Source organism: Pseudomonas mucidolens, assembly GCF_900106045.1.
Lineage (GTDB): Bacteria > Pseudomonadota > Gammaproteobacteria > Pseudomonadales > Pseudomonadaceae > Aquipseudomonas > Aquipseudomonas mucidolens.
In genome coordinates this window covers 3,354,232-3,379,348 of record NZ_LT629802.1, presented here as the reverse complement: position 1 = coordinate 3,379,348, position 25,117 = coordinate 3,354,232, and the positions used below count along the sequence as shown (strand labels likewise).

The following is a 25,117-nucleotide window of genomic DNA, read 5'->3' as shown; positions in this document are numbered from 1 at the left end:
TTCCGTGAACGTGAAATTCAGACTTTGTGACAAAAAATCATAATCCAGGTGCGCGGCCGGGCTGACACTCGACTGTTCACTTTCAAGGAATGACCCATGCGCACAGGGATGTTCGCGCTCGCACTGGGATTGCTTGCCTTGCGTTTCCTGCCGGCGTTGCCGTCGGTCGGTTGGCTGCTGGTCCTACCGGTCGTCGCGTTGATGATGCTACCGTTTCGTACGTATCCGTTGGCTTTTTTCTTACTCGGCTTGGGTTGGGCCTGCCTCAGCGCCCAGTGGGCACTGGATGATCGGCTCGCGTCGGAGCTGGATGGTCAGACACGGTGGGTGGAAGGGCGGGTCACGGGGCTGACCCAGCACACAGAGGGCGTGGTGCGTTTCGAGCTGAGCGACGGCCGCTCGCGCAAAGCCAAACTGCCCAAGCGCATTCGTCTGACCTGGCATGGCGGGCCGCCGGTGCAGGGTGGCGAGCGCTGGCGCTTGGCCGTCACCCTCAAGCGGCCGTCCGGGTTGCTCAATTTTCACGGATTTGACCAGCAGGCCTGGTTATTGACCCGGCGTGTGGGGGCGACCGGATCGGTCAAGGACGGCCAGCGTCTGGCGCCTGCCCGGCACGCCTGGCGAGATTCGATCCGCCAGCAGCTATTAGCGGTGGACGCTCAAGGCCGGGAAGCCGGGCTGGCGGCGCTGGTGCTGGGCGATGGTTCCGGTTTGCTGCGCGAGGACTGGCGTATTTTGCAGGACACCGGCACTGTGCATTTATTGGTGATTTCGGGTCAGCACATCGGCCTGTTGTCCGGGTTGATCTATGCCCTGGTCGCTGGTTTGGCCCGCTACGGGGCGTGGCCCAGGCGCATCCCCTGGCTGCCTTGGGCCTGTGGGCTGGCCTTTGCCGCCGCGCTGGCTTATGGCCTGTTGGCGGGTTTTGAAGTGCCGGTGCAGCGGGCTTGCGTGATGGTCGGGCTGGTGTTGCTGTGGCGCCTGCGATTTCGGCACCTGGGCATCTGGTGGCCACTGTTGCTGGCGCTGAATGCCGTGTTGGTCATGGAGCCATTGGCCAGTCTGCAGCCGGGGTTCTGGCTGTCATTCGCCGCGGTGGCCGTGTTGGTGCTGGCGTTCAGCGGGCGTCTGGGGCCCTGGCGTGTATGGCACGCCTGGACCCGCGCCCAGTGGCTGATCGCGATTGGTTTGTTTCCACTGATCCTGGTGCTCGGCCTGCCGGTCAGCCTGAGCGCCCCTTTGGCTAACCTGTTTGCCGTACCCTGGATCAGCGTGGTGGTGTTGCCGCTGGCAGTGCTCGGAACACTGTTGTTGGCGGTCCCGGTGCTGGGAAGTGGTTTGCTGTGGTTGGCGGGCGGCGCGCTGAACGGGTTGTTCACGGCATTGGGCGTGCTTGCGGGGCAACTACCCGCCTGGATCCCGGCCGAGATGCCCTTCGGATTCTGGTTGTTGAGCTTGATCGGAGCCCTGCTGTTATTGATGCCCACCGGCATTCCTTTTCGTCTGTTGGGATGGCCCTTGCTGCTGTTGGCGGTGTTTGTGCCCGGTGAAGACATTCCCCGTGGACAGGTCGAGGTGGTGCAACTGGATGTTGGCCAGGGGCTGGCAATCGTGCTGCGTACCCGCCACCACACCTTGCTGTATGACGCCGGGCCGCGCCTTGGCGATTTCGATCTCGGCGCGCGGGTGGTGCTGCCGTCGTTGCGCAAATGGGGCGTTACACAGTTGGATTTGATGGTGCTCAGTCATGCCGACGCCGATCACGCGGGCGGCGCAGCGGCCGTCGCCCGCGGGCTGCCGGTCAAGCGGGTGGTGGGCGGGGAGACCGTGGGGCTTGCGCTGTTTTTGCAGGCACAACCGTGTGCCAGCGGTGAGCAATGGGAATGGGACGGCGTGACGTTTCAGCTGTGGCAATGGTCGGATGCCGTTAGCGGTAACCAGAAGTCCTGTGTCTTGCAGGTACAAGCCAGTGGCAAGCGGTTGCTGCTGACTGGCGATATCGATCACCAGGCCGAGCGGGCATTGCTGTCCACGCCCCTGGCCGTCGGCACCGATTGGTTACAAGCGCCTCATCATGGCAGCCGCAGCTCCTCCTCGTGGCCGTTTCTGCAACGGCTGGCCCCCGCGGCGGTGCTGATTTCCCGTGGGCATGGCAACGGTTTCGGTCATCCCCACCCGCGAGTGCTGGAACGTTATCATCAGGTGGGCAGCGCCATTTATGACAGCGCCGAGCAGGGCGCCGTGCGCTTTCGCCTGGGCACCGACGATCCGCCGGTCACGGCGCGTAGCCAGCGTCGTTTCTGGCGTCCACCGGTCATTGGGCGTTACCAAAAACAGCAGCCTGCAACATGATGCTCTTGGGTGGGCGGGTCCTTCCTGGCCCGCCTGTATGCTAAAGTGGCGCACTTTTTCGAAGGGGCATTCACTGTGTGGGAATTGGTCAAATCCGGTGGCTGGATGATGTTGCCGATCATTTTGAGTTCCATCGCCGCACTCGGCATCGTCGCCGAACGCCTGTGGACCCTGCGCGCCAGCCGCGTGACGCCGGACCACCTGCTGGGACAGGTCTGGCGCTGGATCAAGGACAAACAGCTGGACAAGGAAAAACTCAAGGAACTACGGGCCAATTCCCCCCTGGGCGAAATCCTGGCCGCCGGGCTTGCCAATTCCAAGCACGGTCGCGAGATCATGAAAGAATGCATCGAGGAAGCGGCCGCCCGAGTCATTCATGAGCTGGAACGCTATATCAATGCCTTGGGCACCATCGCCGCGATGGCACCGTTGCTCGGCTTGCTTGGCACCGTGCTGGGCATGATCGATATTTTCAGTTCGTTCACGGGCTCAGGCATGACCACCAACGCCGCGGTGTTGGCCGGTGGTATTTCCAAAGCCTTGGTCACCACGGCGGCAGGCCTGATGGTGGGTATCCCGGCAGTGTTTTTCCACCGTTTCCTGCAACGCCGCATCGATGAGCTGGTGGTGGGCATGGAGCAGGAAGCCATCAAGTTGGTAGAGGTGGTGCAAGGCGACCGCGATGTCGATCTGGTTGAGGGCAAAGCGTGAAATTTCGCCGCAAGCCACGGGAAAATGTCGATATCAACCTGGCGTCGTTGATCGACGTGGTGTTCATCCTGTTGCTGTTTTTTGTCGTCACGACCACCTTCACCCGGGAAACCCAGTTGCGCGTCGAGTTGCCCGAGGCCGTCAGCGGCTCGCCGGCCGAAGACCAGCAGATCAAGCAACTTGAGGTGGTTATCAGCGCCGAAGGCGTGTACTCGGTCAATAACCAGTTGCTGGAGAAAAACGATCTGGCCAGCCTGATGGAAGCACTGCAGAAAGAGTCCGACGGTGACACGCAAGTCCCACTGTCGATCAGTGCTGACGGCAAGACCCCGCACCAGGCAGTGGTCACTGCCATGGATGCTGCCGGCAAGCTGGGTTTCAGCCATTTGCGCATGACCACGGTCGAGGCGGCGGATCAACCCTGATGGCTCTCTCCGATCGTCTGCTCAAGGCCTGGTACGACGGCCATCCGGCGCTCGCGTTGCTGCAGCCGCTGGAATCGCTTTATCGCCGGGTGGTGAGGCGTAAGCGCGAACGTTTTCTGGCTGGCGAAGGGACGATCTATCAATCGCCGGTGCCGTTGGTGGTGGTGGGCAACATCACCGTCGGCGGGACCGGCAAGACGCCCTTGATCCTCTGGTTGATCGAGCATTGCCAGCGCAGCGGTTTGCGGGTCGGCGTGGTCAGTCGCGGCTATGGCGCCAAGCCACCGCACTTACCTTGGCGGGTTGAAGCCAGCCACAGCGCCGAGGTGGCGGGTGACGAGCCGCTGTTGATCGTGCAGCGCAGCGGCGTAGCGCTGATGATCGATCCCGACCGCGGTCGCGCAGTGCAAGCCTTATTGGCCAGCGAGCCCCTGGACCTGATCCTGTCCGATGACGGCCTACAACACTACCGCCTGGCCCGTGACCTTGAACTGGTGCTGATCGATGCCGCCCGCGGCCTGGGCAATCGCCGCTGCCTTCCGGCCGGGCCTTTGCGCGAGCCGGTCGAGCGATTGCAAAGCGTCGATGCGCTGCTTTATAACGGCGCCGGCGCGGATCGCGAAGACGGCTTCGGTTTTCGTCTGGTGCCCAGCGCGCTGGTCAATCTGCAAACCGGCGAGCGCCAGCCGCTGGACCATTTTGCCCAGGGCCAGCAGATCCATGCGGTCGCCGGTATCGGTAACCCGCAACGTTTCTTCACGACGCTTGAAACGCTACACTGGCGACCGATACCGCACGCGTTTGCCGACCATGCGCCTTACAGCGCGCAGGTCCTGAATTTCACGCCGTCACTGCCGCTGGTCATGACCGAAAAAGACGCGGTGAAGTGCCGCGCCTTTGCCCAGGCGCACTGGTGGTATCTTGCAGTCGATGCGGCACCGTCACCGGCGTTTATCGCCTGGTTCGACACGCAACTGATGCGTCTGTTGCCCGCTCGTCTTTTGCCTTAAAACGCTTCTTTCCAGGAAATCCCCATGGACACCAAACTGCTTGATATCCTCGCTTGCCCGATTTGCAAAGGCCCGCTCAAGCTCAGTGCCGACAAGACCGAGCTGATCAGCAAAGGTGCCGGCCTGGCTTACCCGATCCGCGATGGCATTCCGGTGATGCTGGAAAGCGAAGCCCGCACCCTGACCACCGACGAGCGCCTGGATAAATGACCACTGCCTTCACCGTTGTCATCCCGTCCCGTTTCGCTTCGACGCGTCTGCCCGGCAAGCCGCTGCAGATGATCGGTGACAAGCCGATGATTCAACGGGTCTGGGAGCAGGCTTGTAAAAGCAGCGCCCAGCGCGTGGTGGTAGCCACCGATGATGTGCGGATTATCCAGGCCTGCCAGGGCTTTGGTGCCGAAGCGGTGCTGACCCGTGAAGACCACAATTCCGGCACCGATCGCCTGGCCGAAGTCGCCACGCACCTGGGGCTGGCAGAGGACGCTATTGTGGTCAACGTACAAGGCGATGAACCGCTGATTCCTCCCAGCGTCATCGATCAGGTGGCGGCGAACCTGGCGGCTCACGCCGAAGCGCGCATGGCGACCCTGGCCGAACCGATCGAAGACATTGAAACCCTGTTCAACCCGAGCGTGGTGAAAGTGGTCAGCGATATCAACGGACTGGCCTTGACGTTCAGTCGCTCGACGCTGCCTTGGGCGCGGGACGACTTTGCGAAAAACCCTGATGTGTTGCCGGTGGGCGTACCCTATCGTCGTCACATCGGCATCTACGCTTACCGCGCCGGCTTCCTCCAGGACTTCGTCAATTGGGGGCCTTGCTGGCTGGAAAACACCGAATCCCTGGAGCAACTGCGCGCCCTTTGGCACGGTGTGCGAATTCACGTGGGCGATGCCCTGGAAGCGCCGCCCGCGGGAGTCGATACGCTGGAAGACCTGGAGCGCGTCCGCCGCCTGCTGGGGGCTTGATGGAAGTTCTGTTTGTCTGCCTGGGCAATATCTGCCGCTCGCCTACCGCCGAAGGCGTGCTGCGGCACAAACTGCGTGAAGCCGGGCTGCAGGGCCGGGTTGAAGTGGCGTCCGCCGGCACCGGTGAATGGCACGTCGGCAAACCACCCGACACGCGTAGCCAACAGGCAGCGTCACGGCGCGGCTATGACTTGTCGGCCCAGCGTGCCCAGCAAGTCTCGCGTGCTGATTTTGCCCGTTATGACCTGATTCTCGCCATGGACCAGAGCAACTTGCGCAACCTCAAGGCGATGCAACCCGCCCAGGGCAAGGCCGAGCTGGATTTGTTGCTGCGCCGCTACGACTCGTCGGTGGACGAAGTACCGGACCCGTATTACGACGGTGAGCAAGGTTTCGAGCGGGTCCTGGACCTGATCGAGGCGGCATGTGATGAGTTGGTGATCGAATTGAAGGGACGCCTATGACCTTGGACATGCGGGCGCAGGTGTCCCTGAAAGCCTTCAACAGTTTTGGCATCGATGTGCGTGCCCAGCTGTTCGCGCAGGCGCGCAACGATGCGGATGTGCGCGAAGCCCTGGCGTATGCGGCCGTGCAGCAACTGCCGTTGCTGGTGATTGGCGGCGGCAGCAACCTGCTGCTGACCCGGGACATTGCGGCGTTGGTGTTGCGCATGGCAACCCGGGGCATTCGGGTGCTGCAGGACGACGGCAGCCAGGTGGTCGTGGAAGCCGAGGCTGGCGAGGCGTGGCACCCGTTCGTGCTGTGGACCCTGGAACAGGGCTTTTCCGGCCTGGAAAACCTCAGCCTGATTCCCGGCACTGTCGGCGCGGCACCGATGCAGAACATTGGTGCCTACGGTGTCGAGATCAAGGATGTATTTGTCGGGTTGACCGCCCTGGATCGCCAGACCGGCGAGTTGCGGGATTTCAACCTGGCTGAATGCAATTTTGGTTACCGCGACAGTCTGTTCAAGCATGAAGTCGGACGCTGGCTGATCCTGCGGGTGCGTTTTGCCTTGAGTCGCGTCGCCCACCTCAAGCTCGATTATGGCCCGGTGCAACAACGCCTGGCCGAACAAGGGATCACCCAGGCCACCCCGAGCGATGTCAGCCGGGCCATTTGCAGTATTCGCCGTGAAAAACTACCGGACCCCGCGCAGTTGGGCAACGCCGGCAGTTTCTTCAAGAATCCGTTGGTTTCCCCGGCGCTGGCCGCAGAGTTGAAGGGCCTGTATCCGGATCTGGTGGCCTACCCTCAGGCCGATGGACAGATGAAACTGGCCGCTGGTTGGCTGATCGACAAGGCTGGCTGGAAGGGCTTTCGCGACGGTGACGCTGGCGTGCATAGCCTGCAGGCGCTCGTGCTGGTCAATTATGGCGCGGCCACCGGCGAGGAAATTGCCGACCTGGCGCAGCGCATCCAGCAGGACATTGCCCAACGATTCAAGGTGGAATTGGAAATGGAGCCCAATCGTTATTGAACTACGCTTGCTGATTGCTGAACCAAGCCCTGTATTGCAGGGCTTTTTTGTTAATGTCGGGTTAACTTGGCCGACTAACGATGTCTGTTTATTGTGTTATAGATCCTGTTTATCAAAGGCCCGGTGAAGACCTGTCTTCACAAGAGAGCCCGATTAGCCTGAGCCATCTGCGTGAACCGACCAGATAGCTCGACCCCATAACCTATTTACTATGCGGGCGTGCCCATGATTACCCTCAAGCTCAACGGTCAAGATCATCAACTGGATGTCACCGAGGACATGCCTCTGCTGTGGGCGATCCGCGATGTCGCGGGTTATAACGGCACCAAATTCGGTTGCGGCATGGGCCTGTGCGGTGCGTGCACCATCCATATCGACGGCGCGCCGGCTCGCAGTTGCATCACGCCGATCGGATCAGTCATCGGCCAGAACGTCAGCACCATCGACAACCTGCACAGCGACCCGGTGGGCCAGGTAGTCCAGCAAGCCTGGTTGGATACGGCCGTCGCCCAATGCGGATACTGCCAGGGTGGGCAGATCATGTCGGCCACCGCATTGTTGAAGACCAACCCCAACCCCAGCGATGCGCAAATCGAGGAAGCCATGGTCGGAAATATCTGTCGTTGTGGCACGTATAACCGGATCAAGACCGCCATCCGTCAGGCCGCAACTCATCTGCAGGGGACCAAGGCATGAGCCAGTTACCGGAAAATTTTGCCCTGAATAACCTCAGCCGCCGTGGGTTCCTCAAGGGTGCCGGCGCCACTGGCGTCTTGATAGTCGCCGCCAGTTGGGGCGTGCCGGATGCGTTTGCCGAAGAGGTAAAAAAATACGGCGCGGATGCAATGCCCAACGGCGTGATCGATGACCCCAAGGTCTACGTCAGCATCGCGACGGATGGCACTGTCACCGTGATCTGCAACCGCTCGGAAATGGGCCAAGGGGTGCGTACCAGCCTGACGATGGTGGTGGCTGACGAACTGGAGGCCGATTGGGCCTGGGTGAAAGTCCAGCAGGCACCCGCTGATGAGGTGCGCTTTGGTAACCAGGACACTGATGGCTCGCGCAGCATGCGGCATTGGTACGAGCCGATGCGGCGTTGCGGCGCTGCCGTGCGGACTATGCTGGAGCAGGCTGCCGCCGAGCAATGGAACGTCCCGGTGGGTGAGTGCCGGGCGCAGTTGCACAAAGTGGTTCACTCAAAGAGTGGCCGCGAACTGGGTTATGGCGCCCTTGCCACCGCCGCCGCAGCGCTGGCGGTGCCGGCGCGCGACAGCCTGCGACTCAAGCAGCCTTCGCAGTTCCGGTATATCGGCAAGGAGGCGACCAAGGCCATCGACGGTGCGGATATTGTCAACGGCCGGGCGGTGTATGGCGCCGATGTGCATTTCGACGGCATGCTGTACGCCACTATTGCGCGGCCGGCAGTGTATGGCGGCAAGGTCAAATCCTTCGATGCCAGCGCAGCGCTGAAAGTCCCTGGGGTGCTCAAGGTCCTGGAAATCGAAAGCCGGCCGCTGCCGTCGGAGTTCCAGCCGCTGGGTGGCGTGGCGGTGGTTGCCAGCAATACCTGGGCGGCGATCAAGGGCCGCGAAGCCTTGCAGATTGTCTGGGACGACGGCGCCAACGCCAGTTACAACTCCGTCGAATACCGCAAGACGCTGGAAACCGCGGCCCGGAACCCCGGCAAAGCCGTGCGCAATACCGGGAACATCGATCAGGCTTTGAGCGATGCCGATAGCACCCTCGACGCCATGTATTACCTGCCGCACCTGGCCCAGTCACCGATGGAACCCATGGTCGCCGTTGCGCGTTTTCAAGACGGTCGCTGCGAAGCCTGGGCACCGAGCCAGGCACCGCAAGTGACCCGCGAGCGGGTTGCCGAGCGCCTGGGCGTGCCGTTCGATAACGTCACGATCCACGTCACTCTGTTGGGCGGCGGTTTTGGTCGCAAGTCGAAACCGGACTTTATCGTCGAAGCCGCGATATTGGCCAAGGAGTTTCCTGGCAAGGCAGTGCGGGTGCAATGGACCCGGGAGGACGATATTCACAACTCGTACTTCCACACGGTTTCCGCTGAATACCTCAAGGCCGGCCTGAACAAGGACGGCATGCCCGCTGCCTGGCTGCATCGCACCGTGGCGCCGAGCATCACCGCGCTGTTTGCGCCGGGCATGAATCACGAAGCGGCGTTTGAGTTGGGCATGGGGTTCACCAACATGGCCTACGCGATTCCCAACGTGCGCCTGGAAAACCCGGAAGCCACCGCATTCACGCGGGTGGGTTGGTACCGCTCGGTATCGAACATCCCCCACGGTTTTGCGATTCAGAGCTTTGTCGATGAATTGGCCCACAAGGCCGGCCAGGATCCGTTGAAGTATCAGCTCAAGTTGTTAGGACCGGATCGTCAGATCGATCCGCGAACCTTGAGTGAAGAGTGGAACTACGGTGAGTCGCCCGAGCGTTATCCCATCGACACCGCGCGCCTGCGTGGTGTGCTGGAAACGGCCGCCAAGGGCGCCGGATGGGGTCGTACGTTGCCCAAGGGGCGTGGCCTGGGGCTGGCGGTGCATTACAGCTTCGTCACGTATGTGGCGGCGGTGATCGAGGTGGAAGTCAAGGACGATGGCACCCTGATCGTCCACAAGGCCGACATCGCCGTGGATTGCGGCCCGCAGATCAACCCGGAACGCATCCGCTCGCAGTTCGAAGGGGCCTGCGTCATGGGCCTGGGTAACGCGGTACTCGGCGAAATCAGCTTCAAGGATGGCAAGGTCCAGCAGGATAACTTCCACATGTACGAAATCGCGCGCATGTCGCTGGCGCCCAAGGAAATCGCGGTGCATCTGGTTACGCCAAAAGGTGACGTGCCGTTGGGTGGCGTGGGGGAGCCGGGTGTGCCGCCGATTGCGCCGGCGCTGTGCAATGCGATCTTTGCCGCCACCGGCAAGCGGGTCCGTAACTTGCCAGTCCGTTATCAATTACAAGGTTGGCAGCAAGAGACTAAGGCCTGATGGACAGTGTCGACCTGAATGTCTTGCGCAGCGTGCTGGAATGGCGCCGCGCCGGGCATCGTGTGATGTTGTACAGCGTGGTTCAGACCTGGGGCAGCGCGCCGCGTCCGCCGGGAGCCATGCTGGCCCTGCGCGGCGATGGCGTGGTGATCGGTTCGGTGTCCGGTGGCTGCATCGAGGATGATCTGATTGCCCGTTTGCAGGATGGCCGTTTGCCGGAAGAGGGGCCGCCGGTGCAGTTGGTGACCTACGGCGTCACTCGCGACGAGGCGGCCCGTTTTGGTCTGCCATGTGGCGGGACCTTGCGTCTGACCGAGGAGCGGGTGAGCGATCCGGCCTGGGTGGCCGAGTTGTTGACGCGTTGTGAAGCGCACGAGATTGTGGCCCGCGAGCTGGTCCTGGCGACCGGTGAAGTGACCTTGAGTAGCGCAGGCAAAACCGACACCTTGAGTTTTGACGGTAAGTGCTTGCGCGCTATTTACGGTCCGCGCTGGCGTCTGCTGCTGATCGGGGCCGGCCAACTGTCGCGTTATGTGGCAGAAATGGCGCGGTTGTTGGATTTTGAAGTGCTGATCTGCGATCCACGCAAGGAATTCGTCTACGGCTGGGAGGAGCAGCACGGTCGTTTCGTGCCCGGTATGCCCGATGAGGCGGTGCTCGCTATCCAGACCGACGAGCGCACCGCGGTTGTTGCCCTGACCCATGATCCGCGACTGGATGATATGGCGCTGTTGACCGCATTGAATTCCAGCGCCTTCTACATTGGCGCCCTGGGTTCGCAGGTCAACAGCCAGAAACGGCGGGAAAACCTGGCGGCGCTCGGTATGGCCGCGCAGGCTATTGCGCGGTTACACGGCCCGATTGGTTTATATATTGGCAGTCATACGCCGGCAGAGATCGCGTTGTCGCTGATGGCGGAGATCGTTGCGATCAAGAACGGGATCGTCGCGGTGCAGAAAAAACCGTTGTCGGTGGCAGTCAGTTGACCGACTCAATCGCCGTGATCGTACTGGCGGCGGGGCAGGGCAGCCGTTTTCGGGCGGTGGCGGGTCAGGACAAGTTGCTGGCGTCCTGCGTAGGTCTCGATGGCGTTACGCGACCGGTGATTGAGCAGGTGTTGGTGAACCTGCCGTGCAGCGTGAAAAAACGCTGCCTGGTGACCCGCCCGGAGCGCACCGAAGTCATACGCCTGGCGCAGCACTACGGATGCGAGGTCGTGCTGCTGGACTCGTCCGGCATGGGCGATAGCCTCGCGGCAGCCGTGACAGCCAGCGGCTCATCGGACGGTTGGCTGGTGCTGCTGGGGGATATGCCGTTTGTGCTGCCATCGAGTGTTGAACGCGTGATCGAAGGACTGCAGGCGCATGGCATCTGCGTTCCGGTTCAGGGCGGCAGCCATGGGCACCCGGTGGGGTTTGGTCGCGCGTTCGGGCCGGGCTTGATGGCACTTTCCGGAGACCGTGGAGCGAAAGCCTTGTTCGCCGGAGCCACGGTGCGGGAAGTGCAGGTGGGTGATCCGGGCGTGCTGTGGGATGTGGATGTGCCACAGCGGCTGGACTTCAAACCCATCGGGCCTGCGTGATGGGTTGAGTCGCGGGAGTCATTTCAAGGTAAGCAATGCGGCATAAAAAAGCCCCGCCTGATCACTCAGACGGGGCTTTTCAGTGGCCGATGGAATCAGGCGAGGGGTTTAGGCTCGTGCTCTTCTTCCAGGGCTTTAGGGTTGTGCTCGATCACTTCCTCGACGGAATGCAGATTCTCGTCGATGGAAGGAGCGGTAGGCTCAACCGCGGCTTCGGTGGACGGGGCTTGCGCCTCGACAACTTCAGCCACAACCGGTGCGGCTTCGACGATGGCCGGAGCCGCAGCGGCGGCCTGTTCGGCTTCCTTCTGCAGACGCTCGGCTTCACGCTTGCGGCGACGCACTTCACGTGGATCGTTCGGCGCTCGACCATTTTCGGTCAGGGCGCTGACTGGCGCTGCAACCACTGGAGCGGCAGCTTCAGCAACCACTGGGGTTTCTTCAGCGACCGGAGCAGGTTCTGCAACCACAACCGGCTCAGCAACCACTACAGGTTCAACCACAACCACCTCGGCAGTTGGAGTCGGAGCTTCTTCCACTGGCGTCGGCGCTGGTGCTTCGACAGCCACGGCTGGCTCGGCAACCCACTGGAAGGCGGTCTGTTCTTCGCGAACTTCACGCACTGGTGGGGTTGGCTCGGCAGCAGGTGTTTCGACAACAGCTTCAGCTACAACCTGTGGCTCGGCCTCGACCACCGGTTCGGCGGCTGCTTTGACTTCAGGCTCGGCTTCAGGAGCCGGAGCAACTTCGACTTCTGGAGCGGCTGGTGCTTCGACCACGGTCGTGGCTTCGACGGCCGGCGCTTCAGGCGTCACGGTTTCCTGCACGGCAGCGGTGGCGCGTTCAGCCTGCTGGTTGGCCTCGACTTCAGCTGGAGCGCTGATGACCGAGCTGGCAACCGCAGCGGTAACGGCCAGGCCGGCAGCCAGATCGGCAGCGGTCGGCTCGCTTGTCGCGGAGGCCTCGGTGGTTTCGGCGTTTTCTTCCGAACCTTCGATCACATTGCCGTTCGCATCGCGTTGACGCTCACGACGGTTGCTGCGACGACGCTGGCCACGGGAGCGGCGGCGTGGACGATCGCTTTCGGCGTTGTCCTGACCGTCTTCCTGCAGTTGCTCTTCGTTGGACAGCAGTTCTTCTTCGCTGGCCGCAGCAGCCTGTTCGGCACGCGGTTGACGCTCTTCACGCGGTGGGCGTGGTGCGCGCTCTTCACGTGGCTGGCGGGCCGGACGTTCTTCGGTGCTGGCGGCAGCGGCGACTGCCGGGGCAGCATCCAGCGGCTCGCGCAGTTCACGTACACGTTCTTCACGCTCGCCACGTGGCTTGCGGTCTTCACGCGGTGCACGCGGAGCACGTTCTTCGCGAGGGGCGCGTGGTGCGCGTTCTTCGCGGGCTACGGCTGGGGTCTCTTCACGGGCTTCGCGAGGCTGACGCTCTTCGCGTGGCGCGCGTTCTTCACGCGGAGCACGTTCTTCGCGCGGTTTGCGCTCTTCGTCGCGGCGACCGTTACGGTTACGGCTTTGCTGGCGACCGTTGCGACGCTCTTCGTTGCGGGCAGGGCGTTCAGTGGCCGGTTTCTCGACGACAACTGGTGCCGCAGGCTCTTCCTTGGTCGCGAACAGGCTGACCAGGGACTTCACCAGGCCCTTGAACAGGCTAGGCTCTGGCATGGCGGCCGGGGCAGCAGCCGGTGCAGCGGCTTCGGTTGGGACCGGCGCGTTGGCACGCGCGGGTGCGGTCTTGACGGCCGCTTCCTGGCGAACCAGGGTGCGGGTTGCGGCGGCCGGCTGGACTTCTTCGACTTCGGCGGCGGCAGCGGCGATTTCGTAGCTGGACTGGTTGGTGTGAGCTTCCGGGCTGTCATCACGCAGGCGCTGCACTTCGAAGTGCGGCGTTTCGAGGTGGTCGTTCGGCAGGATGACGATACGGGCGCGGGTGCGCAGTTCGATCTTGGTGATCGAGTTGCGCTTCTCGTTGAGCAGGAAGGCTGCAACCGGGATCGGCACTTGCGCGCGGACTTCGGCGGTGCGGTCTTTCAGGGCTTCTTCTTCGATCAGGCGCAGGATCGCCAGGGACAGCGATTCAACGTCACGGATGATGCCGGTGCCGTTGCAACGCGGGCAGACGATGCCGCTGCTTTCGCCCAGGGATGGACGCAGGCGCTGACGGGACATTTCCAGCAGGCCGAAGCGCGAGATACGGCCGACCTGTACGCGGGCACGGTCAGCTTCCAGGCATTCGCGGACTTTTTCTTCCACGGCGCGCTGGTTCTTGGCCGGAGTCATGTCAATGAAGTCGATGACGATCAGGCCGCCGATATCACGCAGGCGCAATTGGCGGGCGATCTCTTCAGCCGCTTCCAGGTTGGTCTGCAAGGCGGTTTCTTCGATGTCGCTGCCTTTGGTGGCGCGTGCCGAGTTGATGTCGATGGACACCAGGGCTTCGGTCGGATCGATCACGATGGAGCCGCCGGAAGGCAGTTCGACGACGCGCTGGAAGGCGGTTTCGATCTGGCTTTCGATCTGGAAACGGTTGAACAGCGGAACGCTGTCTTCGTACAGCTTGATCTTGCTGGCGTACTGCGGCATCACCTGGCGGATGAAGGCCAGGGCTTCGTCCTGGGCTTCAACGCTGTCGATCAGCACTTCGCCGATGTCCTGGCGCAGGTAATCGCGGATGGCGCGGATGATCACGTTGCTTTCCTGGTAGATCAGGAATGGCGCGGAACGATCCAGGGACGCTTCTTTGATAGCGGTCCACAGTTGCAGCAGGTAATCGAGGTCCCACTGCATTTCTTCGCTGCTGCGGCCCAGGCCGGCAGTGCGCACGATCAGGCCCATGTCGGCCGGAGCGATCAAGCCGTTCAGCGCTTCACGCAATTCGTTGCGTTCTTCGCCTTCGATGCGACGGGAAATGCCGCCGGCACGTGGGTTGTTCGGCATCAGGACCAGATAACGGCCAGCCAGGCTGATGAAGGTGGTCAGGGCTGCGCCCTTGTTGCCACGTTCTTCTTTTTCGACCTGGACGATGACTTCCTGGCCTTCGCTCAGGACGTCCTTGATGTTCACACGGCCTTCAGGGGCTTTCTTGAAGTACTCGCGGGAGATTTCTTTGAGGGGCAGGAAGCCGTGGCGCTCGGAGCCGAAATCGACAAAGGCAGCCTCAAGGCTTGGTTCGATGCGAGTAATCCGGCCTTTATAGATGTTGGCCTTCTTTTGCTCGCGTGCACCGGATTCAATGTCCAGGTCGTAGAGGCGTTGGCCATCTACCAGTGCAACACGCAACTCTTCGGGTTGGGTTGCGTTAATCAGCATTCTTTTCATGTTGTACCGTCGGTTTCCGGGCTGCCGGAAACGGCGTTCGGCACACACGACTTCTCACGGTCGGTGTCAGGTGCGTCAAGAGTGGTTGGCCACTCCAGTGTCCAGCAATATCGAGCCAATTGGGCCGGTATCGCGACGGACGCGTCCTGCATTGTTAGCTGTGGTGACAAGACACCACTTCAACAAAAGCTAAGGTCAGGAGGAGGAATCAACCGACGACTGTGGACGAGATGAAGCGTCTAAAATAAGCCTAGTGCTACACGGTCCGACGGTTGTGCATCTCCACCCTACACGTATCCCTGATAATTCGGGTGCTGCCGCGCGCAGAATCCGCAGCGGGTTGGCATTTACCGTGTTCTCCAATGGGGAGTTCACGCTCATGGCTAATAACAGGCGTTGTTTCCGAAACATTCGCCGTGGTCTGGTCCAGGACTGACTGCACTTTGTGAACTGGCCGTGAATATCGGCATGAAAGGCGGGTAATGACCCTGCTTTTCAAGCTCGCTTCAGGCCTCATGTCACCTGCGCTTGTTACAATCCTGAGCCTTCCAGGGTGGCGAAAGCCCCGTAGGACGGCCTTGCGTCCTGATGAATTGCGATGGTCAGGGCTGGCAGTCTGTCGCCAGTCCTCTGTCCGGGCCACTTTTGGCGGCGTTCGCGACTATATCAGCAATGATTAAGTGCTTCAATTCCATAAAAAATTGTTATCATTCCCGGCATGACGACTACCGCCCCCCCGACCCCCAGCGTCCAGCTGCTTGAGGTCTCGCCGGAATATGCCGGCCAACGCATCGACAACTTTCTTCTTGCCAGGCTCAAAGGCGTGCCCAAGACCTTGATTTATCGCATTTTGCGTAAAGGCGAAGTGCGCGTGAACAAGGGGCGGATCAAGCCCGAGTACAAGCTGCAGGCGGGCGATATCGTCCGCGTGCCGCCGGTGCGCGTGCCGGAGCGCGACGAGCCGGTCCCGCTGGCCCAGGGTCTGTTGCAGCGCCTGGAAGCTTCGATTGTGTTCGAAGATAACAAGCTGATCGTGATCAACAAGCCCTGCGGGATTGCGGTCCACGGTGGCAGCGGCCTGAGTTTCGGGGTTATCGAAGCCTTTCGTCAGTTACGCCCGGATGCCAAGGAGCTGGAACTGGTCCATCGCCTGGACCGCGACACCTCCGGCCTGCTGATGATTGCCAAGAAGCGCAGCATGCTGCGCCATTTGCATACCGCCTTGCGCGGCGACGGCGTGGATAAGCGCTACATGGCGCTGGTGCGTGGCAATTGGGCCTCTTCGATCAAGAGTGTTCGCGCGCCGTTGCAGAAGAGCAATCTGCGCTCGGGCGAACGGATGGTCGAGGTGGACGAGGAGGGCAAGGAGGCGCTGACGCTATTTAAGGTGCTGCGCCGCTTCGGTGATTTCGCCACCCTGGTCGAGGCCAAGCCGGTGACCGGTCGAACCCACCAGATTCGTGTTCACACCCTGCACGCGGGCCATTCGATCGCCGGCGACAGCAAATACGGCGATGAGGATTTCTCCAGGGAGATTCGTGACCTGGGCGGCAAGCGACTGTTCCTGCACGCCTACATGCTCACGGTACCGTTGCCCGATGGTGGCGAGTTGAAGTTGCAGGCGCCCGTCGATGAGATGTGGGCCAAGACCGTGGAGCGCCTGAGTGTCGCGCCTTGACTACAAGCTACTGATCTTTGATTGGGATGGCACGTTGTGCGACTCCATTGGTCGGATTGTCGAGTCGATGCATATGGCCTCGACGCGTTCGGGGTTTGAGTTGTGTGACGACCTGGCGGTCAAGGGCATCATCGGCCTGGGTTTGCCGGAGGCGATTCGTACCTTGTACCCGCAGATTGCTGACGAGGAGTTAAGAGTCTTTCGTCAGCACTACGCCGATCACTACATTGCCCTGGAGGCTGAACCGTCACCCTTGTTTGAGGGCGTGGTGCAGTCTCTGGAGGCATTGCGCGCCGAGGGTTATCAGTTGGCGGTTGCCACGGGCAAGGCGCGACGCGGCCTGGATCGGGTGCTGAAGGCCAATGGCTGGGAAGATTATTTCGATATCACCCGCGCGGCGGATGAAACTGCCAGCAAACCGCATCCGCTGATGCTCGAGCAGATCATGGCGCACTGCGGGGTGTCGCCGCGCCAGGCATTGATGGTAGGGGATGCGTCGTTCGACCTGATGATGGCGCGCAATGCCGGGATGGACAGTGTCGCCGTCAGCTATGGCGCCCAGTCGGCCGAGGGCCTGCAGGCTTATGAGCCGCGGCTGACGATTGATCGTTTTCCTGAACTGCACGCCTGGCTGGGCCAGGCCAATTAAGTTTTTGCTGGGGTAGATGGCATGACCGATGAGTGGAAAGCGCCGAGTAAGGCCGGTGCGGATGACGGCGATGGAAAAAGCTGGAAGTTGCTGGAAAAGACGCTGCTGGCGGGTGTTCAGGAGCAGCGCCGCGCGCGGCGTTGGGGGATCTTTTTCAAGCTGCTGACGTTTACTTATCTGCTGGGCATGCTGGCGCTCTTCAGTCCTCTGATGGACGTGGAGAAAGGCGCCGGGCTGGGCAGCCATTACACCGCGTTGATCGAAGTGCGCGGAGTGATCGCCGACAAGGAGTCCGCCAGTGCCGACAATATCGTCAGCAGTCTGCGGGCGGCTTTCAAGGATCCGAAAGTCAAAGGCGTGGTGCTGCGCATTAACAGCCCGGGCGGCAGTCCTGTGCAGTCGGGTTATGTGTATGACGAGATTCGTCGTCTGCGCGCCCTGCATCCGGACACCAAGCTATATGCGGTGATTTCAGATCTGGGGGCTTCTGGTGCCTATTATATCGCCAGCGCCGCGGATCAGATTTACGCCGACAAGGCCAGCCTGGTCGGTTCCATTGGTGTGACGGCGGCCGGTTATGGTTTTGTCGGCGCCATGCAAAAGCTGGGTGTGGAGCGCCGGACCTACACCTCGGGCGAGCACAAGGCGTTCCTGGATCCGTTCCAGCCGCAGAAGGCTGACGAAACCGCGTTCTGGCAAGGCGTGCTGGATACCACTCATCGGCAGTTCATTGCCAGTGTGAAGCAGGGGCGCGGTGACCGGCTCAAGGATAAAGAACATCCGGAACTGTTTTCCGGTTTGGTCTGGTCCGGTGAACAGGCGTTGCCCCTCGGCTTGATCGATGGTCTGGGCAGCGCCAGTTCAGTGGCGCGGGATGTGATTGGCGAAAAAGAACTGGTGGACTTCACTGTCGAGGAGTCGCCGTTTGACCGCTTCTCCAAGAAGCTCGGTGCCAGCATCGCGGAAAAGCTTGCGATGTACATGGGCTTCCAGGGCCCAACCCTGCGCTGAAATCCTGTGCTGACATGGCTCAAAATGTGGGAGCGGTGTTCTTAGGGGATCTGTACGCCTTCGGCAAGCAGCATGTCCACCAGGCGAATCAGTGGCAAACCCACAAGGCTGGTGGCATCCGGCCCTTCGGTACCCTGGAACAGACTCACACCCAATCCTTCAGCCTTGAAACTGCCGGCGCAGTCATACGGTTGCTCAATCCGCAGGTAGCGTTCGATGCGTTCGGCACCCAGTTCGCGCATGTGTACGGTAAAGGGAACGCAGTCGACCTGGCACTGGCCTGTTTCGCTATTAAGTAGCGCCAGGCCTGTCAGAAAGCTGACTTGCTTGCCGCTCGCCGCCAGCAGTTGCTCGCGGGCGTTCTCGAACGTGTGGGGCTTGCCGATGATCCGGCCGTCCAGCGCTGCCACCTGATCGGAACCGATGATCAAATGTCCTGGATGGCTGGCGGCGAGGGCGCGAGCCTTTTGTTCGGCCAGGCGCTTGACCAGCTCGATAGCGGACTCATCCGAGTAGGGGCTTTCGTCGATATCCGGTGAGCTGCAGATGAACGGCAGGTGCAGGCGGCTCAGCAACTCCCGGCGATAAATGGAGCTGGAAGCGAGTAATAAAGGTAGCATCGACGTCTCCTCAAGGCAGTCGGGAATTCTAGCGGCGTGACCGGCTGACGCACAGGGCTGAATTTCCTTTGACATGGCCGGGTGCATCCCTATAATGCTGCGCCTATGTTGAATGACCCGATTCCACCTCACGTTGACCCGCGCAAATTGGCTGATCGTGGCACCACCCTTCAAGGTGAGCTGCTGCTAGCCGATTTGGAGAGACTCTGCGACCCGCTTTCCGACACTGTCGGTACGGTGCAGGCTAAATTCGTTTTTGAACGAGATGAACGTAAATCTGTGGTCATTCACAGCTTTATCGACACCGAAGTCAAAATGGTTTGCCAGCGTTGTCTTGAGCTGGTCACCCTGCCGATCCACAGCGAATGCAGTTATGCTGTGGTGAAAGAGGGTGCGAATACCCAGTCGTTGCCGAAAGGTTATGACGTGCTGGAACTGGGCGAAGATCCTTTGGATCTGCATGCACTGATCGAGGAGGAGCTTTTGCTCGCCTTGCCCATTGTGCCTGCTCATCATCCGGAAGAATGCCAGCAGCCGGCGGGCCTCGATGACGAGCCCGAACCGAGCGAGGACGAGGTAACGCGGTCCAACCCGTTCAGTGTATTGGCGCAGTTAAAGCGTGACCCAAACGTTTAGGAGTTAATCAATTATGGCTGTTCAGCAGAACAAAAAATCCCGCTCTGCCCGTGACATGCGTCGTTCCCACGATGCTCTCGAGGCTAGCACTCTGTCCGTAGAAAAGACCACTGGTGAAGTTCACCTGCGTCACCACGTATCGCCAGAAGGCGTATACCGTGGTCGTAAAGTGATCGACAAGGGCGCTGACGAGTAATCACTTGTCTGCTCAAGTCATCGCGATTGACGCAATGGGCGGGGACTTCGGTCCCCGCAGCATTGTTCAGGCCTGTATCGCCAGTCTGTCCGCTACGCCCTCGCTGCACCTGACCCTCGTCGGCCAACCCTCCTTACTTGAAGAATTAATTGCCAGCCATCCGGCGGTGGATCGCGCGCGCCTGACGATTACGCCGGCCAGCGAAACCATTGGCATGGATGAAAAGCCTGCTCAAGCGCTGCGTAGCAAGCCGGATTCGTCGATGCGCGTGGCCCTCGAGCTTGTGCGCGATGGCAAGGCCCAGGCGTGTGTCAGTGCCGGCAACACAGGCGCCTTGATGGCGTTGTCGCGCTTTGTATTAAAAACCTTGCCGGGCATCGATCGGCCAGCGATGGTCGCGGCCATTCCGACCCAGCGCGGTTACTGTCAGTTGCTGGATTTGGGGGCGAATGTCGATTGCAGCGCCGAGCATCTGCTGCATTTTGCCCTGATGGGCTCGGTGGCGGCGCAAGCGCTGGGTGTGGTGCGGCCTCGGGTGGCCTTGCTCAATATCGGTACCGAGGACATCAAGGGGAATCAGCAGGTCAAGTTGGCGGCAAGCCTGTTGCAGCAAGCGCGTGGCTTGAACTACATCGGGTTCGTCGAGGGTGACGGGTTATATCGTGGCGAGGCCGATGTGGTGGTGTGCGACGGCTTTGTCGGCAATATTCTGCTCAAGTCCAGCGAAGGCCTTGCGACAATGATTGCGGCGCGCATCGAGGCGCTGTTCAAGCGCAACCTTGCTTCACGACTGGTTGGCGCGTTGGCGTTGCCGTTGATGCGACGTTTGCAGGCGGACTTGGCACCCGCGCGGCATAATGGCGCAAGTTTTCTCGGGTTACAGGGAATCGTGGTGAAAAGCCACGGTTCTGCCGGGGTCCAGGGTTTTCAGAGTGCCATTGCACGAGCGTTGATCGAGATCCAGGAAAACCTGCCGCAACGCTTGCATGGTCGTCTTGAGGATCTGTTGCCTTAGGCGAATTCGTCCGGGAATGCTTAAATGTGACCGGCCAGTTCAATTGACCATCCAATCTGTCAGTTTCTTGCGCTCCCAGCTGTGGGGCGTCAATTCTCCGACGACCAGATCATTAGGGGCTTGTTACATGTCTACATCCCTCGCATTCGTCTTTCCAGGGCAGGGTTCGCAGTCTCTCGGCATGTTGGCCGAGCTGGGCGCGCAATACCCGCTGATCCTGGAGACTTTCAAGGAAGCTTCCGAAGCGCTCGGTTACGACCTCTGGGCACTGACCCAGCAAGGGCCGGAAGAACTGCTCAATCAAACCGACAAAACCCAGCCGGCCATTCTGACTGCTTCCATCGCGCTGTGGCGTGTATGGCTGGCTGAAGGTGGTGCGCGCCCGGCATTCGTTGCCGGTCACAGCCTGGGCGAATACAGCGCCCTGGTGGCCGCAGGCAGCTTGACCCTAGGTGAAGCGGTCAAACTGGTGGAGCGGCGTGGTCAGCTGATGCAGGAAGCCGTTCCGGCCGGGCAGGGCGGTATGGCCGCCATTCTCGGCCTGGAAGATGCGGATGTGATCGCCGCCTGCGCTGAAGCGGCTCAAGGCGAAGTGGTCAGTGCCGTCAACTTCAACTCCCCGGGCCAGGTGGTGATCGCCGGAGCCAAGGCGGCTGTCGAGCGTGCCATCGAAGGCTGCAAGGCGCGTGGTGCCAAGCGTGCCCTGCCGTTGCCGGTCAGCGTACCGTCGCATTGCGAACTGATGCGTCCGGCGGCCGAGCGGTTTGCCGAGTCGATTGCAGCGATCAACTGGCAGGCCCCGCAGATCCCATTGGTACAGAACGTCAGCGCTGCTGTCGCCCTGGACCTGGAAACCCTCAAGCGAGACCTGTTGGAGCAGCTGTACAAGCCGGTTCGCTGGGTTGAATCGGTCCAGACCCTGGCGGCCAACGGTGCTACCCAATTGGTCGAATGCGGTCCGGGCAAAGTCCTGGCCGGCCTGAACAAGCGCTGCGCCGACGGCGTGTCGACTTCCAATCTCAATACCCCGGATGGCTTCGCGGCCGCCCGCGCCGCACTGGCCTGAACTAAGGAGAAGCCTGCATGAGTCTGCAAGGTAAAGTTGCACTGGTTACCGGCGCGAGCCGTGGCATCGGCCAGGCGATCGCCCTGGAACTGGGTCGTCAAGGCGCTGTTGTGATCGGCACCGCCACCTCCGCTTCGGGCGCTGAGCGTATCGCAGCGACCCTGAAGGAAAACGGTGTGCAGGGCGCCGGTCTTGAACTCAACGTGACCAGCGATGAGTCCGTGGCAGCGGTATTGGCTGAAATTACCGCGCAATTCGGTGCGCCGGCTATTCTGGTGAACAACGCCGGCATTACCCGCGATAACCTGATGATGCGCATGAAAGACGACGAATGGTACGACGTGGTCGATACCAACCTGAACAGTCTGTTTCGCCTGTCCAAAGGCGTTTTGCGTGGCATGACCAAGGCGCGTTGGGGCCGAATTATCAATATTGGCTCCGTAGTGGGTGCCATGGGCAACGCAGGCCAAGTAAACTACGCATCCGCCAAGGCCGGTCTGGAAGGTTTCAGCCGTGCATTGGCACGTGAAGTTGGTTCGCGGTCGATTACGGTCAACTCGGTGGCCCCAGGGTTCATCGACACCGATATGACCCGCGAACTGCCGGAAGCACAGCGTGAAGCCTTGCTGACGCAGATTCCGCTGGGCCGTCTGGGCCAGGCTCAAGAGATCGCGAATGTGGTCACTTTCCTGGCATCCGACGGTGCGGCATACGTGACTGGGGCTACAATCCCGGTGAACGGCGGGATGTACATGAGTTAAATTGTGACGGATCGCTTCAAAAAAATGTCATACGAGCTGTCTAAAATCCGTTATAAAGCTGCAACTTAATTTATAGGCAGGTGGCCGACCGGGTACTGGGTGAAGCTTTCAGTTGAAAAGCTGAAATGGCTTTCTATACACTTACCCACTGGCCAGCTGCCTGAATTTGTCCATTAGGAGTTAAACAAGGTATGAGCACCATCGAAGAGCGCGTCAAGAAAATCGTCGCCGAGCAACTGGGCGTTAAGGAAGAAGAAGTGGTCAACACTGCTTCCTTCGTAGAAGACCTGGGTGCCGATTCCCTTGACACCGTTGAGCTGGTGATGGCTCTGGAAGAGGAATTCGAGACCGAAATCCCGGACGAAGAAGCTGAAAAAATCACTACTGTTCAAGCTGCTATCGACTACGTTACTAGCCACCAGGCGTAATAGTTTGTAGTCGTCGCTTGCTGTCAGGGAAAAACCGCACTGCTGTAACGGCGTGCGGTTTTTTCTTTAGTCCTGACGAAAAGTGAGCGTTGAAACAAAAGCGTCGTCATTAGAAAAAGGAGAGTGCTGTGTCGCGTAGACGCGTCGTAGTCACCGGTATGGGTATGTTGTCGCCACTGGGTACGGATGTGCCGAGCAGTTGGCAGGGCATTTTGGCTGGCCACAGTGGTATTGGTCTGATCGAGCATACGGACCTTTCTGCCTATTCCACCCGTTTTGGCGGCTCGGTAAAGGGCTTCAATGTCGAGGAATATCTCTCGATCAAGGAATCCCGCAAGCTCGACCTGTTCATTCAATACGGCCTGGCAGCCGGTTTTCAGGCGGTGCGTAATGCTGGCCTGGAAGTCACCGATGCCAACCGTGACCGCGTCGGCGTGGCCATGGGTTCGGGTATTGGCGGTCTGACCAATATCGAAGAAACCAGCCGCACGCTGCATGATTCCGGTCCCCGTCGAATTTCACCGTTCTTCGTACCCGGTTCGATCATCAATATGATTTCCGGCTTCCTGTCGATCCACCTGGGTGCACAGGGACCCAACTACGCCATTTCCACTGCCTGTACCACGGGCACTCACTGCATCGGCATGGCAGCGCGCAATATCGCTTACGACGAAGCCGACGTGATGATTGCCGGTGGCGCGGAAATGGCCGCGTGTGGCCTGGGTATGGGGGGCTTTGGTGCGTCCCGTGCGCTGTCGACCCGCAATGACGAGCCGACCCGCGCCAGTCGTCCCTGGGACAAAGGGCGTGATGGCTTCGTGCTCTCCGATGGCGCGGGTGCGCTGGTGCTGGAAGAGTTGGAACACGCCAAGGCCCGTGGCGCGACCATTTATGCCGAACTGATCGGCTTCGGCATGAGCGGCGATGCGTTCCACATGACCTCGCCGCCGGCCGACGGCGCGGGTGCTGCCCGTTGCATCAGCAATGCCTTGCGCGATGCGAAGATCAACGCCGAGCAGGTGCAGTACATCAACGCCCACGGCACCTCGACTCCGACCGGCGACCTGGCGGAAGCCGAGGCCATCAAGTCGGTGTTTGGCGAGTACGCGTATAAGCTGGCGGTCAGCTCGACCAAATCCATGACGGGTCACCTGTTGGGTGCGGCGGGCGCGGTGGAAGCGATCTTCAGTGTGTTGGCAATCAAGGATCAAGTGGCGCCGCCGACGATCAACCTGGATGAGCCGGACGAAGGTTGCGACCTGAACTTCGTCCCCCACGAACCGCAGAAAATGCCAATCGACGTGGTGTTGTCCAACTCCTTCGGTTTTGGCGGGACCAACGGTTCCCTGGTGTTCCGCCGGTTCGCCGAGTGATGTTCAACTGGGTCGACGGTCAGCCAGCGGACGCAGTGTCCCTGAAAGATCGCGGCCTGGCCTACGGCGATGGCTTGTTTGAAACCATTGCCGTAAAAGCCGGGCAGCCGTTGTTGCTCGAGCGGCACCTGCAGCGCCTTGAAGCAGGGTGCGGGCGGTTGGCGATTGTTGCGGATCACGCGCTGATCCGCAGCGAATTGCTGGTCTTTGCCGCGACCCTCGGCGACGGCATACTCAAGTTGATCCTCACCCGTGGCGACGGCCTGCGGGGCTATGGTATCAACGCTGGCGCGCCGGCGCGCCGCATTCTGCAAGGCAGCCCGCCTGCCACCTATCCCGAAGCGCATGGATCATCCGGCATACGTCTTTTTCCATGTGCCACTCGTTTGTCCGAACAACCCTTGCTCGCAGGCCTCAAGCACCTCAACCGGCTTGAACAGGTCATCGCGCGTGCCGAATGGCACGATGCCGATCACGCCGAAGGATTGATGCTGGATATGTCCGGGCGAGTCATTGAAGGCGTGTTCAGCAACCTGTTTTTAGTCGATGACGGCCACTTGCTGACTGCCGACTTGAGTCGCTGTGGAGTTGCCGGCGTCATGCGGGCCGAGCTGTTGGCCCGGGCCGAGGCGTCGGGCATCACGACGCGTGTGGTCGATATCAGCCTTGAGCAGCTGCAACAGGCCGACGAAGTCTTCGTCTGCAACAGCGTTTATGGCATCTGGCCGGTACTTGGGTGTGGGCCAATGAGCTGGTCGGCTGGACCACTCACCCGTAAACTGCAGGGCATTGTTCGCACGCTATTGGGTGTTTGAT

General features: G+C 60.7%; 25 protein-coding genes. 23 read left to right on the top strand and 2 right to left on the bottom strand.

Annotated elements, in window-relative coordinates:
* Positions 1–96 precede the first annotated feature (96 nt).
* The 12 genes from BLU75_RS15570 (at position 97) to BLU75_RS15515 (ending at position 11,545) form a co-directional block, all read left to right on the top strand.
* Positions 97–2,352 (top strand): DNA internalization-related competence protein ComEC/Rec2, encoded by a 2,256-nt coding sequence (locus BLU75_RS15570; RefSeq protein ID WP_111769976.1) that lies wholly within the window; start codon positions 97–99, stop codon positions 2,350–2,352.
* Between the two features lie 75 nt (positions 2,353–2,427).
* Positions 2,428–3,063 carry a MotA/TolQ/ExbB proton channel family protein gene (locus BLU75_RS15565; RefSeq protein WP_165447450.1) on the top strand — a complete coding sequence of 212 codons (636 nt, stop codon included), beginning with the start codon at positions 2,428–2,430 and terminating at the stop codon, positions 3,061–3,063.
* The gene (locus BLU75_RS15560) at positions 3,060–3,488 is read left to right on the top strand and encodes an ExbD/TolR family protein (protein ID WP_084381247.1); all 429 of its coding nucleotides are present in this window, start codon (positions 3,060–3,062) and stop codon (positions 3,486–3,488) included. The genes BLU75_RS15565 and BLU75_RS15560 overlap by 4 nt, the downstream gene beginning before the upstream one ends.
* Positions 3,488–4,498, top strand: coding sequence for a tetraacyldisaccharide 4'-kinase (lpxK, locus tag BLU75_RS15555; protein WP_084381246.1), 1,011 nt, complete (start codon positions 3,488–3,490; stop codon positions 4,496–4,498). The genes BLU75_RS15560 and lpxK overlap by 1 nt, the downstream gene beginning before the upstream one ends.
* A gap of 24 nt (positions 4,499–4,522) precedes the next feature.
* Entirely contained in the window at positions 4,523–4,708 is a 186-nt protein-coding gene (locus BLU75_RS15550; protein ID WP_003174668.1) for a Trm112 family protein, read from the top strand.
* Positions 4,705–5,469, top strand: coding sequence for a 3-deoxy-manno-octulosonate cytidylyltransferase (kdsB, locus tag BLU75_RS15545; protein ID WP_084381245.1), 765 nt, complete (start codon positions 4,705–4,707; stop codon positions 5,467–5,469). Before BLU75_RS15550 ends, kdsB begins: the two co-directional genes overlap by 4 nt.
* Entirely contained in the window at positions 5,469–5,933 is a 465-nt protein-coding gene (locus BLU75_RS15540; protein ID WP_084381244.1) for a low molecular weight protein-tyrosine-phosphatase, read from the top strand. The genes kdsB and BLU75_RS15540 overlap by 1 nt, the downstream gene beginning before the upstream one ends.
* Positions 5,930–6,949, top strand: coding sequence for a UDP-N-acetylmuramate dehydrogenase (gene murB, locus BLU75_RS15535; protein WP_084381243.1), 1,020 nt, complete (start codon positions 5,930–5,932; stop codon positions 6,947–6,949). The genes BLU75_RS15540 and murB overlap by 4 nt, the downstream gene beginning before the upstream one ends.
* A 225-nt stretch (positions 6,950–7,174) precedes the next feature.
* On the top strand, positions 7,175–7,645 hold the full coding sequence (locus BLU75_RS15530) for a (2Fe-2S)-binding protein (protein ID WP_084381242.1): 471 nt from the start codon (positions 7,175–7,177) through the stop codon (positions 7,643–7,645).
* Positions 7,642–9,963 carry a xanthine dehydrogenase family protein molybdopterin-binding subunit gene (locus tag BLU75_RS15525; RefSeq protein WP_084381241.1) on the top strand — a complete coding sequence of 774 codons (2,322 nt, stop codon included), beginning with the start codon at positions 7,642–7,644 and terminating at the stop codon, positions 9,961–9,963. The genes BLU75_RS15530 and BLU75_RS15525 overlap by 4 nt, the downstream gene beginning before the upstream one ends.
* On the top strand, positions 9,963–10,949 hold the full coding sequence (locus tag BLU75_RS15520) for an XdhC family protein (protein ID WP_084381240.1): 987 nt from the start codon (positions 9,963–9,965) through the stop codon (positions 10,947–10,949). The genes BLU75_RS15525 and BLU75_RS15520 overlap by 1 nt, the downstream gene beginning before the upstream one ends.
* A complete protein-coding gene (locus BLU75_RS15515; RefSeq protein WP_084381239.1) occupies positions 10,946–11,545 on the top strand; it encodes a nucleotidyltransferase family protein in 600 nt (199 codons plus the stop codon). Before BLU75_RS15520 ends, BLU75_RS15515 begins: the two co-directional genes overlap by 4 nt.
* 95 nt (positions 11,546–11,640) lie before the next feature.
* Here BLU75_RS15515 and rne read toward each other — a convergent pair whose 3' ends face one another.
* Entirely contained in the window at positions 11,641–14,868 is a 3,228-nt protein-coding gene (rne, locus tag BLU75_RS15510) for a ribonuclease E (protein WP_084381238.1), read from the bottom strand.
* Between the two features lie 718 nt (positions 14,869–15,586).
* Here rne and rluC point away from each other — a divergent pair.
* Genes rluC through BLU75_RS15495 form a run of 3 tightly spaced genes read left to right on the top strand, consistent with a single transcriptional unit; the run spans position 15,587 to position 18,206 of the window.
* Complete coding sequence (gene rluC, locus BLU75_RS15505; protein ID WP_084381237.1) at positions 15,587–16,546, top strand: 23S rRNA pseudouridine(955/2504/2580) synthase RluC; 960 nt, start codon at positions 15,587–15,589, stop codon at positions 16,544–16,546.
* Complete coding sequence (locus BLU75_RS15500; protein ID WP_084381236.1) at positions 16,533–17,195, top strand: HAD-IA family hydrolase; 663 nt, start codon at positions 16,533–16,535, stop codon at positions 17,193–17,195. The genes rluC and BLU75_RS15500 overlap by 14 nt, the downstream gene beginning before the upstream one ends.
* 21 nt (positions 17,196–17,216) lie before the next feature.
* Entirely contained in the window at positions 17,217–18,206 is a 990-nt protein-coding gene (locus BLU75_RS15495) for a S49 family peptidase (protein WP_084381235.1), read from the top strand.
* Between the two features lie 41 nt (positions 18,207–18,247).
* On the opposite strand, the gene BLU75_RS15490 is transcribed toward BLU75_RS15495, so the two are convergent.
* Positions 18,248–18,826 (bottom strand): Maf family protein, encoded by a 579-nt coding sequence (locus BLU75_RS15490; protein WP_084381234.1) that lies wholly within the window; start codon positions 18,824–18,826, stop codon positions 18,248–18,250.
* Between the two features lie 105 nt (positions 18,827–18,931).
* On the opposite strand from BLU75_RS15490, the gene BLU75_RS15485 reads away from it, so the two are divergent.
* From BLU75_RS15485 to pabC, 8 genes are all read left to right on the top strand, one after another.
* Positions 18,932–19,462: a YceD family protein gene (locus BLU75_RS15485; protein ID WP_090221499.1), complete on the top strand. Its 531-nt coding sequence runs from the start codon at positions 18,932–18,934 to the stop codon at positions 19,460–19,462.
* Between the two features lie 13 nt (positions 19,463–19,475).
* Positions 19,476–19,658 carry a 50S ribosomal protein L32 gene (gene rpmF, locus BLU75_RS15480; RefSeq protein ID WP_003179396.1) on the top strand — a complete coding sequence of 61 codons (183 nt, stop codon included), beginning with the start codon at positions 19,476–19,478 and terminating at the stop codon, positions 19,656–19,658.
* A gap of 4 nt (positions 19,659–19,662) precedes the next feature.
* Positions 19,663–20,673 (top strand): phosphate acyltransferase PlsX, encoded by a 1,011-nt coding sequence (gene plsX / locus BLU75_RS15475; protein ID WP_084381232.1) that lies wholly within the window; start codon positions 19,663–19,665, stop codon positions 20,671–20,673.
* 127 nt (positions 20,674–20,800) lie between these two features.
* Complete coding sequence (gene fabD / locus BLU75_RS15470; protein ID WP_084381231.1) at positions 20,801–21,739, top strand: ACP S-malonyltransferase; 939 nt, start codon at positions 20,801–20,803, stop codon at positions 21,737–21,739.
* Between the two features lie 17 nt (positions 21,740–21,756).
* The gene (fabG, locus tag BLU75_RS15465; RefSeq protein WP_084381230.1) at positions 21,757–22,500 is read left to right on the top strand and encodes a 3-oxoacyl-ACP reductase FabG; all 744 of its coding nucleotides are present in this window, start codon (positions 21,757–21,759) and stop codon (positions 22,498–22,500) included.
* A 191-nt stretch (positions 22,501–22,691) separates the two neighbouring features.
* Positions 22,692–22,928 carry an acyl carrier protein gene (acpP, locus tag BLU75_RS15460; protein ID WP_003175607.1) on the top strand — a complete coding sequence of 79 codons (237 nt, stop codon included), beginning with the start codon at positions 22,692–22,694 and terminating at the stop codon, positions 22,926–22,928.
* A gap of 128 nt (positions 22,929–23,056) precedes the next feature.
* Positions 23,057–24,301 (top strand): beta-ketoacyl-ACP synthase II, encoded by a 1,245-nt coding sequence (fabF, locus tag BLU75_RS15455; RefSeq protein WP_090221498.1) that lies wholly within the window; start codon positions 23,057–23,059, stop codon positions 24,299–24,301.
* Positions 24,301–25,116 carry an aminodeoxychorismate lyase gene (gene pabC, locus BLU75_RS15450; RefSeq protein WP_084381228.1) on the top strand — a complete coding sequence of 272 codons (816 nt, stop codon included), beginning with the start codon at positions 24,301–24,303 and terminating at the stop codon, positions 25,114–25,116. Before fabF ends, pabC begins: the two co-directional genes overlap by 1 nt.
* Position 25,117: the final 1 nt, after the last annotated feature.

Bases quoted from the DNA above. Each gene is read 5' to 3' on its own strand.
- BLU75_RS15520 (WP_084381240.1), top strand. From the start codon at position 9,963: ATGGACAGTGTCGACCTGAATGTCTTGCGCAGCGTGCTGGAATGGCGC.
- BLU75_RS15550 (WP_003174668.1), top strand. From the start codon at position 4,523: ATGGACACCAAACTGCTTGATATCCTCGCTTGCCCGATTTGCAAAGGC.
- rne (WP_084381238.1), bottom strand. From the start codon at position 14,868: ATGAAAAGAATGCTGATTAACGCAACCCAACCCGAAGAGTTGCGTGTT.
- BLU75_RS15570 (WP_111769976.1), top strand. From the start codon at position 97: ATGCGCACAGGGATGTTCGCGCTCGCACTGGGATTGCTTGCCTTGCGT.
- kdsB (WP_084381245.1), top strand. From the start codon at position 4,705: ATGACCACTGCCTTCACCGTTGTCATCCCGTCCCGTTTCGCTTCGACG.
- BLU75_RS15530 (WP_084381242.1), top strand. From the start codon at position 7,175: ATGATTACCCTCAAGCTCAACGGTCAAGATCATCAACTGGATGTCACC.
- lpxK (WP_084381246.1), top strand. From the start codon at position 3,488: ATGGCTCTCTCCGATCGTCTGCTCAAGGCCTGGTACGACGGCCATCCG.
- BLU75_RS15495 (WP_084381235.1), top strand. From the start codon at position 17,217: ATGACCGATGAGTGGAAAGCGCCGAGTAAGGCCGGTGCGGATGACGGC.
- rluC (WP_084381237.1), top strand. From the start codon at position 15,587: ATGACGACTACCGCCCCCCCGACCCCCAGCGTCCAGCTGCTTGAGGTC.
- rpmF (WP_003179396.1), top strand. From the start codon at position 19,476: ATGGCTGTTCAGCAGAACAAAAAATCCCGCTCTGCCCGTGACATGCGT.
- fabD (WP_084381231.1), top strand. From the start codon at position 20,801: ATGTCTACATCCCTCGCATTCGTCTTTCCAGGGCAGGGTTCGCAGTCT.
- BLU75_RS15485 (WP_090221499.1), top strand. From the start codon at position 18,932: ATGTTGAATGACCCGATTCCACCTCACGTTGACCCGCGCAAATTGGCT.
- acpP (WP_003175607.1), top strand. From the start codon at position 22,692: ATGAGCACCATCGAAGAGCGCGTCAAGAAAATCGTCGCCGAGCAACTG.
- fabG (WP_084381230.1), top strand. From the start codon at position 21,757: ATGAGTCTGCAAGGTAAAGTTGCACTGGTTACCGGCGCGAGCCGTGGC.
- BLU75_RS15490 (WP_084381234.1), bottom strand. From the start codon at position 18,826: ATGCTACCTTTATTACTCGCTTCCAGCTCCATTTATCGCCGGGAGTTG.
- pabC (WP_084381228.1), top strand. From the start codon at position 24,301: ATGTTCAACTGGGTCGACGGTCAGCCAGCGGACGCAGTGTCCCTGAAA.
- BLU75_RS15540 (WP_084381244.1), top strand. From the start codon at position 5,469: ATGGAAGTTCTGTTTGTCTGCCTGGGCAATATCTGCCGCTCGCCTACC.
- murB (WP_084381243.1), top strand. From the start codon at position 5,930: ATGACCTTGGACATGCGGGCGCAGGTGTCCCTGAAAGCCTTCAACAGT.
- BLU75_RS15525 (WP_084381241.1), top strand. From the start codon at position 7,642: ATGAGCCAGTTACCGGAAAATTTTGCCCTGAATAACCTCAGCCGCCGT.